The organism is Nocardia sp. N2S4-5, assembly GCF_044628355.1.
GTDB classification, from domain to species: domain Bacteria; phylum Actinomycetota; class Actinomycetes; order Mycobacteriales; family Mycobacteriaceae; genus Nocardia; species Nocardia wallacei_B.
This window is the reverse complement of record NZ_JBIUPM010000001.1, coordinates 4,471,519-4,486,001: the sequence shown is the minus strand read 5'-3', so window position 1 is coordinate 4,486,001 and position 14,483 is coordinate 4,471,519. Positions and strand designations below refer to the sequence as shown.

Annotated in this window: 18 protein-coding genes, 1 tRNA gene and 1 other annotated feature; of the genes, 12 read left to right on the top strand and 7 right to left on the bottom strand. The window is 64.9% G+C overall.

The annotated features are described in order from the left end of the window. Nucleotides 1-19 precede the first annotated feature (19 nt). Both ACFMRZ_RS20515 and ACFMRZ_RS20510 read right to left on the bottom strand, forming a co-directional pair. The gene (locus ACFMRZ_RS20515) at nucleotides 20-2,020 is read right to left on the bottom strand and encodes a hypothetical protein (RefSeq protein ID WP_400180374.1); all 2,001 of its coding nucleotides are present in this window, start codon (nucleotides 2,018-2,020) and stop codon (nucleotides 20-22) included. Continuing rightward, on the bottom strand, nucleotides 2,017-2,727 hold the full coding sequence (locus ACFMRZ_RS20510) for a hypothetical protein (protein WP_400180373.1): 711 nt from the start codon (nucleotides 2,725-2,727) through the stop codon (nucleotides 2,017-2,019). Before ACFMRZ_RS20510 ends, ACFMRZ_RS20515 begins: the two co-directional genes overlap by 4 nt. A 1,229-nt stretch (nucleotides 2,728-3,956) precedes the next feature. Between ACFMRZ_RS20510 and ACFMRZ_RS20505 the strand changes: the two genes are divergently transcribed. After that, the gene (locus ACFMRZ_RS20505) at nucleotides 3,957-4,247 is read left to right on the top strand and encodes a helix-turn-helix domain-containing protein (RefSeq protein ID WP_400180372.1); all 291 of its coding nucleotides are present in this window, start codon (nucleotides 3,957-3,959) and stop codon (nucleotides 4,245-4,247) included. Nucleotides 4,248-4,776: 529 nt separating this feature from the next. After that, a tRNA-Thr gene (locus ACFMRZ_RS20500) sits at nucleotides 4,777-4,852 on the top strand. A gap of 90 nt (nucleotides 4,853-4,942) precedes the next feature. Here the strand turns inward: ACFMRZ_RS20500 and ACFMRZ_RS20495 are convergent. Continuing rightward, nucleotides 4,943-5,365, bottom strand: a complete 423-nt coding sequence (locus ACFMRZ_RS20495; RefSeq protein WP_400180371.1) for a hypothetical protein — start codon at nucleotides 5,363-5,365, stop codon at nucleotides 4,943-4,945. Nucleotides 5,366-5,445: 80 nt separating this feature from the next. Further along, complete coding sequence (locus tag ACFMRZ_RS20490) at nucleotides 5,446-5,568, bottom strand: hypothetical protein (protein WP_280272716.1); 123 nt, start codon at nucleotides 5,566-5,568, stop codon at nucleotides 5,446-5,448. Between the two features lie 558 nt (nucleotides 5,569-6,126). On the opposite strand from ACFMRZ_RS20490, the gene ACFMRZ_RS20485 reads away from it, so the two are divergent. The 6 genes from ACFMRZ_RS20485 (at nucleotide 6,127) to ACFMRZ_RS20460 (ending at nucleotide 10,024) form a co-directional block, all read left to right on the top strand. Then, the gene (locus ACFMRZ_RS20485) at nucleotides 6,127-6,456 is read left to right on the top strand and encodes a hypothetical protein (protein ID WP_400180370.1); all 330 of its coding nucleotides are present in this window, start codon (nucleotides 6,127-6,129) and stop codon (nucleotides 6,454-6,456) included. Continuing rightward, nucleotides 6,434-6,949 carry a DUF6879 family protein gene (locus ACFMRZ_RS20480; protein WP_400180369.1) on the top strand — a complete coding sequence of 172 codons (516 nt, stop codon included), beginning with the start codon at nucleotides 6,434-6,436 and terminating at the stop codon, nucleotides 6,947-6,949. Before ACFMRZ_RS20485 ends, ACFMRZ_RS20480 begins: the two co-directional genes overlap by 23 nt. After that, nucleotides 6,910-7,326 (top strand): helix-turn-helix domain-containing protein, encoded by a 417-nt coding sequence (locus ACFMRZ_RS20475; RefSeq protein WP_400180368.1) that lies wholly within the window; start codon nucleotides 6,910-6,912, stop codon nucleotides 7,324-7,326. Before ACFMRZ_RS20480 ends, ACFMRZ_RS20475 begins: the two co-directional genes overlap by 40 nt. Before the next feature lie 51 nt (nucleotides 7,327-7,377). Continuing rightward, nucleotides 7,378-8,624, top strand: a protein-coding gene (locus ACFMRZ_RS20470) for an IS3 family transposase (protein ID WP_400177736.1) whose coding sequence is annotated in 2 segments (ribosomal slippage) — nucleotides 7,378-7,672 and nucleotides 7,672-8,624 — 1,248 coding nt in all. Because the reading frame shifts where the segments join, the coding sequence is not laid out codon by codon here. Next, nucleotides 7,659-7,790 (top strand) — a sequence feature (AL1L pseudoknot). Its footprint overlaps the gene before it by 132 nt. After that, nucleotides 8,513-9,118: a DUF5753 domain-containing protein gene (locus ACFMRZ_RS20465; RefSeq protein ID WP_400180367.1), complete on the top strand. Its 606-nt coding sequence runs from the start codon at nucleotides 8,513-8,515 to the stop codon at nucleotides 9,116-9,118. Before ACFMRZ_RS20470 ends, ACFMRZ_RS20465 begins: the two co-directional genes overlap by 112 nt. Nucleotides 9,119-9,481: 363 nt before the next feature. Further along, nucleotides 9,482-10,024 (top strand): hypothetical protein, encoded by a 543-nt coding sequence (locus ACFMRZ_RS20460; RefSeq protein ID WP_400180366.1) that lies wholly within the window; start codon nucleotides 9,482-9,484, stop codon nucleotides 10,022-10,024. 133 nt (nucleotides 10,025-10,157) lie between these two features. Here the strand turns inward: ACFMRZ_RS20460 and ACFMRZ_RS20455 are convergent, their stop codons facing one another. The 3 genes from ACFMRZ_RS20455 to ACFMRZ_RS20445 all read right to left on the bottom strand — a co-directional run bounded on the left by ACFMRZ_RS20455 (nucleotide 10,158) and on the right by ACFMRZ_RS20445 (nucleotide 12,553). Then, nucleotides 10,158-10,373 carry a hypothetical protein gene (locus ACFMRZ_RS20455; protein WP_400180365.1) on the bottom strand — a complete coding sequence of 72 codons (216 nt, stop codon included), beginning with the start codon at nucleotides 10,371-10,373 and terminating at the stop codon, nucleotides 10,158-10,160. 316 nt (nucleotides 10,374-10,689) lie between these two features. Then, nucleotides 10,690-11,754, bottom strand: coding sequence for a diacylglycerol kinase (locus ACFMRZ_RS20450; RefSeq protein ID WP_400180364.1), 1,065 nt, complete (start codon nucleotides 11,752-11,754; stop codon nucleotides 10,690-10,692). Nucleotides 11,755-11,764: 10 nt separating this feature from the next. Further along, nucleotides 11,765-12,553, bottom strand: a complete 789-nt coding sequence (locus tag ACFMRZ_RS20445) for an SDR family oxidoreductase (RefSeq protein WP_280272723.1) — start codon at nucleotides 12,551-12,553, stop codon at nucleotides 11,765-11,767. Nucleotides 12,554-12,725: 172 nt separating this feature from the next. Between ACFMRZ_RS20445 and ACFMRZ_RS20440 the strand changes: the two genes are divergently transcribed. The 4 genes from ACFMRZ_RS20440 to ACFMRZ_RS20425 are packed head-to-tail and all read left to right on the top strand — an operon-like array spanning nucleotide 12,726 to nucleotide 14,478. Further along, nucleotides 12,726-13,349, top strand: a complete 624-nt coding sequence (locus tag ACFMRZ_RS20440) for a TetR family transcriptional regulator (protein ID WP_400180363.1) — start codon at nucleotides 12,726-12,728, stop codon at nucleotides 13,347-13,349. A gap of 30 nt (nucleotides 13,350-13,379) precedes the next feature. After that, on the top strand, nucleotides 13,380-13,754 hold the full coding sequence (locus ACFMRZ_RS20435; RefSeq protein ID WP_400180362.1) for a glyoxalase superfamily protein: 375 nt from the start codon (nucleotides 13,380-13,382) through the stop codon (nucleotides 13,752-13,754). Nucleotides 13,755-13,794: 40 nt separating this feature from the next. After that, nucleotides 13,795-14,235, top strand: a complete 441-nt coding sequence (locus tag ACFMRZ_RS20430; protein ID WP_400180361.1) for a DUF2752 domain-containing protein — start codon at nucleotides 13,795-13,797, stop codon at nucleotides 14,233-14,235. Nucleotides 14,236-14,289: 54 nt separating this feature from the next. Beyond that, complete coding sequence (locus tag ACFMRZ_RS20425) at nucleotides 14,290-14,478, top strand: hypothetical protein (RefSeq protein ID WP_280272727.1); 189 nt, start codon at nucleotides 14,290-14,292, stop codon at nucleotides 14,476-14,478. Nucleotides 14,479-14,483: the final 5 nt, after the last annotated feature.

The window sequence follows — 14,483 nt, the reverse complement described above, 5'->3', positions numbered from 1 at the left end:
GGATCTCGAGGACTTGCACTCACCACAGCGATGCGCCTTCTTCAGCCATCACCAGGCAGTCCGCAGGGAGCGCAGACCGACTGACTTCGAAGTCTGCCGTCGTAATCAACACCTGGACTTGGTCGCTCGCAGCCAACTTGGCCAGTTCGGTGAACAGGGCCGCTGCGTCGAGGTCCTGGACCTCCTCAGCCTTCGGACTGTCAAGCAGGATCAAACCGGGATGGGTCGAGATGCCGTGACGAGCACCAACGCGCAGCAATGCGATCACGACAGCGATTCGAAGTCGTACCTGCTCACCCGGGCTCTGCTTGCTGAAGGTTGACTGTGCGCCACCGCCCTTGATCACCTTCAGCCGAGCAGCGCGGTCGATCTCCACACTCTCCAGTGCGGTCATGCCGAATCGATGGCTCAGTTCGACGATCTCGGCGTTCAGCTCGGTGAGCAAGTCGGCTGCTGCGGACTTGCTGTCCTGATCGAGCACCTTGTCCGCGCCGGCCAGCACGGCCAGGACGGTGTTCTCCTGCTCACCCTCTGCGCCCCCCTCTTGCGGCAGCATCTCGAGAGCACCCTTCCACCGGGCAACTTCAAGCTCAGCGCTCATGCGGTCGCGCACGGCATCCGCGGTGCTGTCGGTCCGCAGCTGCTGCTGTGCCGTGTCCAGTTGCGCGGTCAGCTGCGACAGGGCCGACTCGGCCGCGTCGAGTTCCCCGCGTACCTTGCTTTCGGCGGCGCGGCTGGCATCCAGCCGCGCCTGTGCCTCCTTTTCCACCTCGTCATCGGCGGCCGGCTCGCCCGCCACTTCAGCCGTGCAAACAGCGCAGCGGTGGACGTTGAGCTCCTCCTGCCGGCGTTGCGTGGTGATCGGTGTCTCGCAACGAGGACATGCGCTCGGGTCCAGACCGTGGAACAGCAGCCGTGCGATCTCACTCTCCTTAACGTTGTTCAGCGTCTTTTCGTCCGCCTGCCGTTGCCGTCGGGCTTCCCGATAGACGCGGTTGAGCTCGTCGCACTCGTCCTGAGCGTCGGCGACCTCGCGTGCACGCTGGCTCGCGGCGACCGCGAGGTCCGTCAGAGAGGGCCCAGGGGCCTGCTGACGGAGTCGAGCGAGGTCGCCCTCCGCCGTAGTCAGCGCTTCCTGCACGCGCGTCCGATCCGCGGTTCGCTGTTCGACAGCTTGTCGACTTCGCAGCCGCTCCGCGGTGACCTCGGCCTGCAGGACATCGCGAGCAGCTTTTACCCGTGTGAGAACCGCTGCGGCCGGAAGATCCAAGAACACCTGTAGTAACCGTCCGGCCAGGCCACCCATGGACTGCTCGCCTACGAGCGGCTTGTCGGGGCCAGCCGGCAAGTTGATCGCGGAGAAGTAAGTTGGCCAGCTGTGTGTCTGCGTGCCGACCTGCTTGCCCTTCTTCATGGTGTTCACCATGGGCTGCAAATCGAGCCGATCGAGCATCAAAGTCGAGACCTGAGCGGCGAAGTCGTCAACGGCCCTGGATCTGATCAGCGTAGAGACCCCGCTGCGACTCCCGGCAACGTCACCGTTAGTCAGCGCGTCCAGGTCAGTTGCCGACAGGACGTCGCCTCGAGTCAGCTCACCCTGGGCGAGCGATAGTCGGAACCCGAGAACCTGTCCGGCGACCGTGGCGTCGAGTTCTACGTCCGACAACCAGCGGCGGACATCGGCTTGCAACCTGTCACGTGGTGATCCCCGAAGGCACCATGTGATGATCTCCAGCACGCTGGTCTTGCCCCGTAGATTAGAGGCGACCAAGGCCGTGAAGTCGCTGTCGAAGGTGAACGTGCGGTCGAACGGCCCGTCCTGATCAGTTCCTGTGCGAAGTCCGCGGACGCGCAAGCGGTGAACACGCACACGCCGCGGCCGTGCTGGCGGATAGGCCAACGGGATGCCGTAGGTCGCGAACACCTCGACAACGTCATCCTCCGCGGTGTTCGCCGCCGCAGCAATCCGCGTTACGAGCGAGCCGGCATGCCCGGCGCTCGACGTTTCCTGCCCTGTCATACGCCGACCCCGTCGGCTGTGCGTGCTGCCCATAGCTGGGTTAGTCGGTCACGAGCACGGGCGCTGATACTTCCGATCCGGGCCCCAAGTTCAGTGGTGGCGTACTCGTCCTGGAGGTACTGGCGGTTCTTCAACTCGTTTCCTCCGCGCCCGTCAGCCAGGTCCAGCACCAATTGCACGCGGTCTACGTAATAGCGGAACGCTGGTGCTTCAGCGACGACGGTTTGGGCTACCTCGCGGCCCCGGCTGAGCAGGTAATAATCATGACGCGACGTGCGGCCGACCTGACCCCGGCGGCGCCGTACAACCAGTCCAGCACTACGTAGGACGGCCAGAGCGTCATCCAGCGGCTCATAGGCGCCGAAATGGTGGCGGAGCATGGGGTATCGGCGAACTTCCGGCTCCTCCGAGTCCAAGATCTGCGTGGCCAGGTCGAGCAGCCGAGGTTCGCCGCTTTGCTCGTAGTCGTTGAGCAGTTCGTCAGCCAGGTAGTCGGGGTTGCGTAGCCAGAAGTCCAACTTCTGGAGCCTGATCTGTCCCTGGACCACGCCGACGGCGTCGTTCAGGGCGTCGTCGTCCGCGATTGCACCAGGCAGTGGTTCAGCGGCACCGTCGATTAGTAGTAGGATCCGTACTGCGTCCTGCTCGCGGCTCGTTGCAACTGAGCCAGCTTCGCCGTTTCTGTCGTGCTCCCCATCGCCCTCCACAAACGTTTACATTAGGCCACCCGGCGCAATATCTGCTGCCTGCATGGGCTTCGTTATCGAGGTGAAAGAAGGGATCTGCCGAAACGGAGCGTCCTCCTGACCGGCCCTTATCACTCACCAGGACCCGGGTGATTCGGTTCTACCAGCCTCCCACGTTGCCGATAGGGGAGGCTCGACCTATGGCTGCGACAGGTTGCGCATGCGGGCGGTCGGGCCGCGGGCTTGCAGCCGCCTGGGTTGGTCCCGCGTTGCGCCGGTCTTCTGACTGGTCCGATTTCGCGTCGGCGGCGTTGGATCACGGTGCCGGACTGCGTAGATCTGGATGACTTGGTCGACCTGTTCGCGAGTGAACCGGAGGCGACGTCCGAATCGAGTGTGGGGAATGCGATTGTGACGAACTTCGTTCTCTAACCAGTGTGGTGAAGGCAGACCGAGCGCCTGCGCGACGGTTTCAGGGGAGTACAGAACGGGCAGGCCATCGATGTCGTCAGGCAAGGTCTTCTCCATTGGCGAGGTTTGGCCGTCAGGGCGTGCGTCGGAAGGTTGCTCACTGACGCCGTTACGCCGTTGTCCACTCACGTAGTTGACTCGCGATTTGCATGGCAGTGATGTCGATCGTGTGGCGGTGCCTGGTCGTGCGGTCGGTGAGGATGACGCGAATCGTGCCGTCGCTGGTGATCGTCGGATTCCCGGTCAGTCGGCGTTCGATTGCGCCATGTTTCTCCAGGGCGGCACGGATGATCAGCGCGGCCGTAGCGAGTGTGTCGCGGTGGCATTGGTGATTAGGGGCCACGCTTACCCGGGTTAGGCGAGGAGTGAGGGTGAACCTTGTGTACCCGGTCGACAACTCGAACGCCGGGGATGCAGCAACCGCGGGCATTTCTACCTTTCTGGTCGTTAGATCTCTTGCGCTGTGGGGGCGGCAGGCGTGATGACCTCTGTTTGAAAGATGCCAACCGTCGGGTCTGAACAAGCAGGGCGACAAGGAACTTTGGGCCGCGACCGGAGGGATTCGTCGGGACCGGAAGGCGGTGCGACGCGCCGATCCACGACGTGCGTCACAGCATGACACTTCCGATGCTGCAGTTTCCGCATTTCGCCCCGTGTGTCGCACAAGCAAGTACTACGTGCTGGTTGTATCGCATGCGATACCGTGATTGACTGTGGGTGCACGGTCGCTCCACGCGGTGGCGCCGGGTGACGTGGTGCGCGCGTGCAATGATGCGGCCATGCCGGTACCGGAAGCCTCGCTGTCTCCGCAGCAGAGGAGGGTGCGCAAAATGAGGCGGGACGCAGTCGGTGCCGCAATCCGGCGTGCCCGCGAGGCGGCGGGCATGACCCAGGACGACTTGGCCGAAGCTTCGGGAGTATCGAGACCGGTCATCGCTCGCATCGAGCTGGGAAACAGCGGCGTCCAGGTCGACCGACTGTGGGATTTGGCCGAGGCTTTGTCCACCGCGCCGTCCGCGTTGCTAGCCGACGCCGAAGGGGACGCCCCTGCGCCGCGCCGGCGCCGCTGACCAGAGGCCTTGTTTACAACATGCCCGCAGGCGCTCGTATCCCGCCTGGCGGCGGCAGCGGCTGCGGCTGCTCTGGGGTCCTGACTCTGATGTAACCGAAACCTACCGCCGGGCACTCGCAGTCGAAGCTGTAACGTTGTCTGGCAAACAATCTGCTAACCTGCTGCTCGCCGACTCTTTGCCGAAATGGTCGCTCTATGTGCTGAGCGGGCCATCCCGACGCCGTGGTGGGCCTACAGTAGGGTGCCCGTCGACGGTGTAGCTGATGGACGATTCCTTCACTGAGCGTTGCTTTCACGGTCTGACCACCGTGTCTACTGGCTAGTCGTGGCGCTCTAGCGCAGTCGGTAGGGCGCTTTACCTGTAGTGAAGCGCTCGTTGTTCGAGCCGCCTCCATGGCCGTTTCTGTGGATACGCGGGCTGTCCAAGACATGCTGGACGCCGTCGCCTGATCCGCTGATGCGCTCCGTTGACCTGCAGTTTTCGTGATCCCGCCAGTGTTCGATAGACTCGCGGGGCCGAAAGGCACGCCGCCTTAGCTCAGTCGGTAGAGCGCTTCACTCGTAATGAAAAGGTCGGGGGTTCGATTCCCCCAGGCGGCTCCAGGTCAGAGGCTCTTTTCGGCTCTCCGTCACGACGCTTGGCGCGGCCAGTATGCCGACAGTGTGGCAACGGGCGGAGAGCACCTCCTCAAATCACCCGAAGATAGCAGCCCCCGCTGCCTTCAAATCCTCGGGCTGCGTGTCGCTGTAGATGGACAACGAGACTGCCGGGTCGTGACGGTGCCAGGCCGCAACAATGTGCACCGGGATGCCGAGTGCGAGCATGAGCGACACCGACGTGTTCCGCAGACCCTTCAGAGGGATGCGCCGCAGCCCAGCGCGCCTGCTGATCCGCTGGAACTCGTCCGAGTACCACTCTGGCCGGACGGGCGTCCCGTCTTCGTGCACGGCGATCAGCCGATCGTCGGACAACGGGATGCCCAGCGCCAGGCATTCGCGTTTCTGCGCCGCCTTCAGCGCGCGCAGCGCCTCGGCCAGATCGGCGGGAGGTGGAAGATCACGACGACTGCGGCGGGACTTCGGCAAGTTCTCCTCGGTCTCGGTGCCGATTGCCACTCGGCCCCGGCGAACTCGGAGCGCCGCGTCATCGAACCGGGACCACCGTATCCCAACACTTCCGAGCGACGCGCGCCGTATTACGGCCCGTTCTCCTCCTCGATTCGCTGCCGGATCGTCTCCACGGTGCGGTCCCTCGGTATTCGCACGGGCCAGCAGATCGCCCCGACCAGTACAGCCAGCGGCAGGCCGATTGCGATCACGAACCCGAAGATGAGCCAGCCGTCCCCGCCCACGACTATCGCCTACCCGCGCGGTCCGGAATGGTCGACCATCGTGCGAAACTCATTCGGGGGGAGACGGTTTCGACATCGGAAATGCCCATCAGGGCGTGTAACTGGATTACGTCCAAGTGGTTCGGTGCCGGTGTGATCACCACATCGGCGTCCATTGCCCGCGCCTGATCCACCAACGGAATCAGACTCCAATCGGGAGGCCAAACGAGCACATAGCCCAGGCGGCGCGCCAGCCGCCGGACTTGCGCCGCATCCCATTCGAGCCAGGAACTCACCGCAGGATCGACCCATCCGAGCGCGGTCGGTTGGTGTCGCATCGCGTGCCCCTCCGTCGTGTGCTGGTTCCTCCGCGCGGGATGTGCCGGAATCGGAAGTTGAACGGCGACACCAGGGGAACCTGAAAAGCACGCTATGAGTGCGGCGTTCGTCGGCAACAGGAAATTGCGCCATATTGCGCCGAATTGGCCAGCGGAGCGACGGCTGGCCACCGATGATTGAGTGTGTCCACACACCATGGGAGGAACCATGAAGCTCGAAAGACTTGGCGGCGACAGCACAGACGGTCAGAGCCCGACCCTGTTCCTCAGTGACCGGGGCACGTACGTTGCGCAGGGTTGGAACACCGACGATCCCCGCACAATCGAGATTCCACACCGCTTGATCCGGCACCTACAGCCCGGGACGTGCTTCGGTGCTCTGCTGCACGACACCGGGCACGGAACATTCATGCTCACGGGCGAGCCGGTTGCGGATGCCGAAGCGCTGGAACAGATCCGGTTGCCCGGCCACGAATCGGCGGTAGAACTAACCATTGGGACAGAGCGGAGGCGGGATGCAACACCTGGCGTTCAATGATCTGGCGTACGCCTTCCGCACTCACCGCCGCGCATTCCACCTAGAGGTCCGTGACGACTACAGCGGGGTCGTTGGGGAAGCAGATCGAGTCCGCCGGTTCCTGGCCGGTGAACCGCAAGACCCTGCGGCCAGCGAGAGATGGCATGCGCTGATGCGGGAAGTCACCGGGTCGGGCTGCGCGGTGCAGCGGGTCCGGGTGGTCACCGAGCCTCACGGGGACTACACCCGGTTCTCGGTGGGTACGACGGCGGCGAATATCGAGGCGGGAGAAGACATCCGGTGGTTGCCTCGCCAGGACGCACCGCCCGACCTGCCAGATGACGATTGGTGGCTGTTCGATGACGATATGGCCGCGTACACGGTGTTCACCAGCGACGGGGCCGCGCTACCCGGTTGGGTGACGATCACTGATCCGGCAGTCGTAGCGCACTACGCCCAACGCCGAGACGAGCTGTGGGCGAAGGCAATTCCGCACGACGAATACGCCAAGTGACCAACGTTGGTGAGGCGCGCCGCGACCTGGGAGCTCGATTGCGGGAGCTACGGGTGGCGGCGCACCTGCGTGGTTACCAACTGGCGGAGCAAGCGGGCTGGCACCCGGCCAAGGTCTCTCGTATCGAGAACGGTGCGCAGGCGCTGAGCGAGGACGACTTGGCCGCCTGGTGCAGGATCACCGGGGCCGAGACTGAACACCCGGACCTGCTGGCTTCCGTGCGGAACATTTCCGCCGCCTGGATGGAATGGCGGCGCATCGTCAGCCACGGATACGCCAGCCATCAGCGCCAGATCAGCGGCATCGAGGAACGAACCGAACTCCTGCGCGGCTACGACCCGCAGGTGTTTCACGGCTTGCTGCAAACGGCGGACTGAACCGTCCTGGGTTGGTTGGAGACTCCCGTTTTTGCAAGGGAGACTGCATTCATGGGTGCACCACGGAAGTTCGACGAGGAGACCCGTGCTCGGGCGGTTCGGATGTATGAGGACCGGATCCGCGAGCACGGCGAGTCGATGGCCGCGGCGCGACGGCATGTGGGCGCGTTGCTGGATATCAAGCCGGCGACGCTGCGGAACTGGGTCGAGAAGTCCGAACGACCGGCCGCCGACCGGGATCCGGTGTCGGTTTCGGAGTCCGAGGAGTTGAAGGCGCTGCGTCGCGAGGTCTCCGAATTGCGAAGGGCCAACGACATTCTGCGGACGGCGAGCGCGTTTTTCGCGGCGGCGGAGGTCGACCGCCGACTGCGGTGATCGTCGACTACATCGACGCTCACAAGAACCGGTTCGGGGTCGACCCGATCTGCCGCGTGTTGACCGAGCACGGCGTGGCGATCGCCCCGTCCACCTACTACGCCGCACGCAAGCGCGGTATCAGCGCCGCGGTGTGGGCCGACGCGCACACCGCGAACGTCTTGTTGGACCTGTGGACGGCCAACCGGGGTGTCTACGGTGTGCGCAAACTCTGGCTCGCCGCACGCCGAGCCGGCCACATTCTCGGCCGTGATCAGGTCGCGCGCTTGATGCGGCTGGTCGGGGTCGACGGGGTGGTGCGTGGGCGGCGCACCACGGTCACAACCGACCGCGGCCGTGACCGACCCGCGCGGCACCCGGATCTGATCGGGCGGGCCTGGTCGCGGCCGACGCGTCCGGATCAGTGGTGGGTCGCCGATTTCACCTACTGCTGGACGCTGGCCGGGTTCTGCTACACCGCGTTCTGCGTGGACGTGTACTCGCGGCGGATCCTGGGCTGGCGTGTGATGACCTCGAAGGCGACGCCGTTGGTGACCTCAGTGCTCGAGCAAGCTCTGTTCACTCGCCGCAGGACCGATTTCCGTTTCACGGCAACAGGATTGATACATCATTCCGATGCCGGAGCTCAATACACCTCACTGGCCTTCACCGAAGCATTACAGGATTCCGGAATCACCGGGTCCATCGGCAGCGTCGGCGACGCCCTCGATAACGCGCTCATGGAATCGGCGATCGGGCTCTACAAAACCGAGTTGATCGACCGCCACCCCGCCTTCACCAGCCGAGCCGAACTCGAACGGGAAACAGCCTCGTGGGTGCATTGGTACAACACCGGGCGCCTGCACTCTGCGATCGGATACCTACCGCCGGTCGAATACGAACACCTCTACCATCAACAGACCATCTCGACCGAGGCGGCCTGAACCCGAGTCTCTACCGGATCCAGGACGGTTCAGACTACGCGCGGGCGCTGATGACAGCGGGCATGGAATTCTTGAACACCAGCCGAGACCTCGACGCCGCCATAGCTGCACGGATTGAGCGTCAAAAGGTGCTCCACCACGGGCAGCATCGCCTGTATCTCCTGGTCGGTGAGCAAGCGCTCCGGACGACGGTGGGCAACGACGAGGTGATGGCGGGACAGCTGCGACATGTGCTCACACTGATGAACCTGCCTCGCTTGGTGTTTGGGATCGTCCCGGCGGACAGTCGGTTCTTCCGGCGCACAACAGATTTCGTGCTGTACGACCGGCGCAAGGTCCTGGTGGAGACGATCACCGCCGAGTCCACCATTACGCAGCCGCGCGAGATTGCGTTGTACGAGAAGGTTTTCACCGCACTGACCGAACAGGCAGTCCACGGAGAAGCGGCCCGCGAGATGATCGCCGCCGAGTTGGAGCGGCGTGGCGGCACATAGTGAGGCGGTAAGACCGCAGTTCAGGCGTGCTTCCCAGCGTGCCGCCAGTGTGCCGCCAGTGTGCCAAGACGGGCACGTACCGGCTGGACGCAACTGTGTTGGATGGACAGAAAAGGGCCTCTGACCTGGACTGCACGGACCTACTTGGACACCGGATCACACTTCCGGGGTCCCTCGTAATGAAAAGGTCGGGGGTTCGATTCCCCCAGGCGGCTCCGTATTCGTTCGGTGGCGGCTTGGTTTGCCCGGTCATGTGCCGTATGCCGCCGTCGTGCCACTGCCGAAGCGAGCGGCCGGTCATGCTGGAACCGTGATGGCTATGAGCCCCAGGCCGAGCGGGGTGTCGGCGGGTACGTTGTGGGCGTGACCGCTGTGATTACGGCCCTGATCGCTGTTGCTGGCACCCTGCTCGGATCGACCGCGACTTTTCTGATCCAGCGCAGCACGGCTGCTCGTGGGGCTGCTGATTCCTTCGCGGAACAGCTGCGGCGGGACCGTCTCGAGGCGTTTCATGCTGTGAGTGTCGCTGCGACGAAGTTTCGTCACGGGCAGATCGAACGGTGGTATCTGATTCAGGAAGGGGACCCGGATGCGGAGGCGCTTCAGGCTGCGAAACGGCACTGCTACCAACTGCGCACCGACCTTCGGGATGCACTGCTGAAAGTTGAGTTGGTGATTGATGATCCACGATTGCAGGAGTTGGGCGTCGCGGTCATCGATGCGATTCGGCAGATTCATCGAGCGACGACGCTTTCCGAGCACGTGGAATGTACTACCAAGGCCAGCAACGCGATTCGGGCGTTCGTCAAGCATGCATCCATGCAGATCCAGACTCCGCCTGAGATTCGCCGTCGGCAGCTCACAGGCGATGCGGGTCGGCAAGTTCTGTCTCCAGCGGCCGATTAGCAGTGCTGCCGCGACCACTCCGCGCCGATGGTGCGGAAGCCTCGGTCGAGTACTTTGCCGGATCTGCTCTGGCAGCCCTCGCAACTGCCGCTGCGGACGAATTGATGTGGCGGGCCTCGACCTGCGAACTCCGTTACTCGGGGTCGTGCTTGCTGTAGTAGACGGTGATCGATGGCCAGTTGCCTTCTGCGGTGGGCTCGTTGTGCATGATCAGGTCTGCCACGGTGATGGGGCCGAGGGTCTCGATTGTGGATGCGATGGTGCGGAGCAGGTTTGGGACGTCTGCTTGGTTGGGGCCAGGGGGGGTTGCCTGGGAGAAGTGCAGCGTCTCGTAGCCGGTCGATGTCATGGGCCCTCGGGTTCGTCTTGAACTAACGGGTCAGGGGGAAGGGTAGGTGGTTTCGACCTGAGGTCGCTAGAGGCGTACCTTCCCCGCATGGCGCAACGGTTTGTTATGTGGCGGGTTGATGGGAAGACGCAGCCGATGGTGGGGCGGGCGTTGTACTTCGACTTGACGCCCGAGGGGTTGAATGAGCCGGAGTTGTTGCAGGCGTTGGGGGGTGGGCGGATTGTGTCGCACACTATTCAGCATGATCCGGCGTATTCGGGGGCGGGGTCTTGGCTTGTGACGTTTGTGGTTGACATGGACGACTAGGGGCGGGCTGTCAGCTGACCAAGCCCCGGCCGGTGGTGAGGGGGAGGTCTGCGGCGGTCAGGAGGCCGGGGCGGGCCTCGATTACCGCGGGGACGCAGCTGACCAGGCGGGCTGCGGTGCCGACGAGGCCCGCTTTGGCGTGGTCGCCGCCGCTGTAGAGCTGGAGGTCGAGCTGGTAGTCGGGCTCGCCCTTGACTTCTACTCGGTAGCAACCCTTTCCGGTGGGCTGGGGCCATTCGGGGGCGAGGTCGGGGTGTAGGCGGGTGATGTGTTCGAGGACGAAAACCGCGCGGCCCGAGCGCATTCCGTTGACCTGGAAGCGGAGGGCGGCGGCGGTTCCGGCTTCGACGGTGCGGCCGGCGACCTCGAGCCGGTCGGGGGTGGGGAGGCGTTCGAAATGCTGTGTCACCTCGTCCAGTTCGACGTCCAGCGCGGCCGCGAGTTGGCGGACGACGCTGCCCCAGGCGAGGGTGAGGACGCCGGGTTGCAGGAGCAGGGGGAGGTCGTCGAGGGCGCTGCCGAAGCCCATGATGTCGAACAGGACCTTCGGGTTGTCGTAGGTGGAGTAGTCCATCAGCTCCGAGCAGACGACCTGGTCGATGCGTTCGCTGCCGCTGGTGACCAGCAGCGGCAGCCAGTCGTTGGCCCAGCCGGGGTCGATGCCGTTCACCCACAGGGAGGCGGCGCCCTCCTCGGCCGCCGCGACGATCGGGTCGATGGCTTCCGCGGGCATTGTGCCGTAAGGGAATTGGAGGAATACGGGGCTGCTGGACACCACGTTGATGCCCGCCCGGAGGAAGGTCTTCAGGTCCTCGACGGCCTCCATGAGGCGGTCGTCGGCCATGGCGGTGTGCACGATGCAGTCGGGTTTCAGGGCGAGCAGCGCCTCGGCGTCGGTGGTGGCGAGGATGCCGGTCGGCTCGTCGAGGCCCGCCAGCTCGGCGGCGTCCTTGCCCTCTTTCGCCGTGCTGGAGACCCAGACTCCCACGAGTTCCAGTTCGGGCCGGGCGATTACGGATCGCAGCGACCACCGGCCGACATTGCCGGTGCTCCACTGCACTACGCGATAGGTCATCGTGCTCTCCTCACAGATCCGGAAGTCCGAGTTCGAGGTTCGGGCTTTCGATGCCGCCGTCGACCTCGAGAATCTTTCCCGTGACGTAGCCCCCCGCACGGGAACTCAGGTAGACGATGGCGGCCGCGATCTCCCACGGTTCGCCGAGGCGATGCAGCGGCGTGTCCGCCTCCATCCGCTGCTTGATCTCCGGCTGCTGCGCCACGACTTCCAGCGCGGAGGTGAGTACCGAGCCGACCGCGATCGCGTTCACCCGGATGCGGGGCGCGAGATCCGTTGCGGCCAAACGGGTCCAGTGGGCCAGTGCCGCCTTCGCGGTGCCGTAGGCGAGGAAGCCGCGGCCGGGGGAACGGCCCATCATCGAGCTGATATTGACGACCGAGCCGCCGTCGCCGGAGAGCATGTGCGGCACCGCCGCCTGGGTGAGGGCGTGTGCGGTGGACACATTGAACCGGAAGGCGTCCTCGAGGAATTCCGGTGTGGTGGTGAGGAAGGTGTTCGGCATGGTGCCGCCGACATTGTTGACGACGATGTCGAGGCGGCCCAGTTCCGCGGCGGCGGTGTCGGCGAACGCGGTGACGGCCGACAGGTCGGATAGGTCGCAGGGCACGGTGACGACGCGGCGGCCGAGCGCGCGGATCCGGTCCGCCACCTCGTCCAGTTGGGCGGCGGTGCGGGCGGCGATGGCGACGTCGGCGCCGGCCTCGGCAAGGGCGAGCGCGGTAGCGGCGCCGATGCCGCGACCGGCGCCGGTGACGACGGCGACGCGGCCGTCGAGGCGGAAGGTGTCCAGGATCATCGCGAGGTGATTCCTCCTCCGGACCACCGCGCGGGCAGTCCTGTGTGTATCGGAAGCGGGTGCTCGCGCCGCGAATAGAGCAGTGAGCACCGTCACACGCAGACTTTAAGCAATAGTGCTTAATTGTCAAGACATACTTCTCAACATGCTGGTCGGAGGTTATTGTTCAGCTGTGGAGACGACGGCCCGGGAGCGGCTCATCCTGGCGGCGGAGCGATTGATCGCCGAACGCGGACCGACCGTGCCGCTGCGCGATATCGCCGCGGCGGCGGGGCAGCGCAACAATTCCGCGATCCAATACCACTTCGGCTCGCGCGACGGTCTCATCGCCGCGATCGTCGAGCACCGCCTAGCGACCCTCGAGGTGCGGCGCTTGGAATTGCTTGCCGAGCAAGCGGGTTCGGCCGAATCCGTGCACGGTTTGCTGGAGGCGCTGGTCGTCCCGATGTTCGAGCTGGGCGCGCACCACGGCATCGGCCACTATGCCCGGTTCCTGGAACAGATTCGGACGCATCCGGCCGTCACGGACGCGGCCAACCTCGACACCGCCGAACGCACCTCGGTGCGCGTGATCATGCGCGGCCTGCAGCGGGCACTGCCCGAACTCCCGTCGCGACTGCGTATTCGGCGGTTGCGCGCGCTGCCGACGGTGTTGTTCGCCCTGCTCGCCGACCATGAACGCGCCGTCGAATCCGGCCGGGTGGCCGCCGCCGACGCGGCAGCCCGGGGCGAACTCGTGGATATGCTCGCGGGCACTCTCACCGCACCGGTCGTGGAGGGTGCGCCCGCACGCTGATCGGCCCCCGGCCTCTGGCAGCATCGCGGCATGTCCGACACCCCGCGTTTCGCCGCGCCGATTCCTGTGCTGCGCATCTTCGATGTGGCCAAGGCGCTCGAATTCTATTGTGAATACCTGGGTTTCACTGTGGACTGGGAGCACCGTTTCGAGCCGGGCCTGCCCCTTTATGCACAGGTGTCCCGTGGTTCGGCGGTCATCCACCTGAGCGAACACCACGGCGACGGCACGCCCGGGACCGTGGTGTGGACGGCTGTGGACGATATCCACAGGTGGCATGCCGAACTTGCCGGGAAGCGCTACGGCTACGCCCGGCCGGGCCCGCCCGAGGAGGGACCCGGCGGTCCGGGGTTCTCCGTCGCCGATCCGTTCGGCAACGAACTGCGGTTCGCCCAGCCCGACTGACCTGGCGGAAGATAGTTCGCGGCGGCTACCGTGGACGACTGTGGATATCGCGCACGTGCAGACCGAGACTCGCCCCGGTTGGCGAGGACTCGGGCAACCCGCCCTCGTGGCGGGCGGGGCGGCCGCCGTGGTCGCGTTGCTGCATTTCCGGGACCCGCACGTGCCGGGGTCCTACAGCATCTGTCCGTTCTACGCGCTGACCGGCTGGTGGTGTCCGGGCTGCGGCGGGTTGCGGGCTGTGCACAACCTCACCGACGGCCGGTTCCTCGATGCTGTGCACAGCAATGTGCTGCTGGCGCCGCTGCTGGTCGGCTTCGTGCTGTGGTTGGGGCACTGGGCGGTGCGGAACTGGCGTGGGCAACCCGGTCGAGCGTTCCCGTTCTCGATCCGCCGCACCCAACTGGTGGTGATTCTCGCGTTGTTCACAGCGTTCACGGTGTTCCGCAATACCCCGTGGGGGACCTGGCTGGCGCCGGTGTGACAGATCGCGGCGCGGTCCCTGTGGGAAGTGCCGTCGGCTGGGCATGCTGACGGTATGGCTGATTCATTGCGAACACGGATACGCGAGAAGATTCTGCGGCAGCTGAACGAGGACGGCGCGCCGGACCCGGAGCAGGAAGACACGCGCCAGCTCTCCGTCGAGAACGACCTCGAACTGCTCGACGCGATCGGGGACAACGATCCCATGCTCGAGGAACTCGCCGAGCGCTACCTCACACCCTGACCGCC

Coding starts and splice junctions, on each gene's coding strand:
- ACFMRZ_RS20515 (WP_400180374.1), bottom strand. CDS start 2,020: ATGACAGGGCAGGAAACGTCGAGCGCCGGGCATGCCGGCTCGCTCGTA.
- ACFMRZ_RS20505 (WP_400180372.1), top strand. CDS start 3,957: ATGCCGGTACCGGAAGCCTCGCTGTCTCCGCAGCAGAGGAGGGTGCGC.
- ACFMRZ_RS20485 (WP_400180370.1), top strand. CDS start 6,127: ATGAAGCTCGAAAGACTTGGCGGCGACAGCACAGACGGTCAGAGCCCG.
- ACFMRZ_RS20480 (WP_400180369.1), top strand. CDS start 6,434: ATGCAACACCTGGCGTTCAATGATCTGGCGTACGCCTTCCGCACTCAC.
- ACFMRZ_RS20455 (WP_400180365.1), bottom strand. CDS start 10,373: ATGACATCGACCGGCTACGAGACGCTGCACTTCTCCCAGGCAACCCCC.
- ACFMRZ_RS20450 (WP_400180364.1), bottom strand. CDS start 11,754: ATGACCTATCGCGTAGTGCAGTGGAGCACCGGCAATGTCGGCCGGTGG.
- ACFMRZ_RS20445 (WP_280272723.1), bottom strand. CDS start 12,553: ATGATCCTGGACACCTTCCGCCTCGACGGCCGCGTCGCCGTCGTCACC.
- ACFMRZ_RS20435 (WP_400180362.1), top strand. CDS start 13,380: ATGTCCGACACCCCGCGTTTCGCCGCGCCGATTCCTGTGCTGCGCATC.
- ACFMRZ_RS20425 (WP_280272727.1), top strand. CDS start 14,290: ATGGCTGATTCATTGCGAACACGGATACGCGAGAAGATTCTGCGGCAG.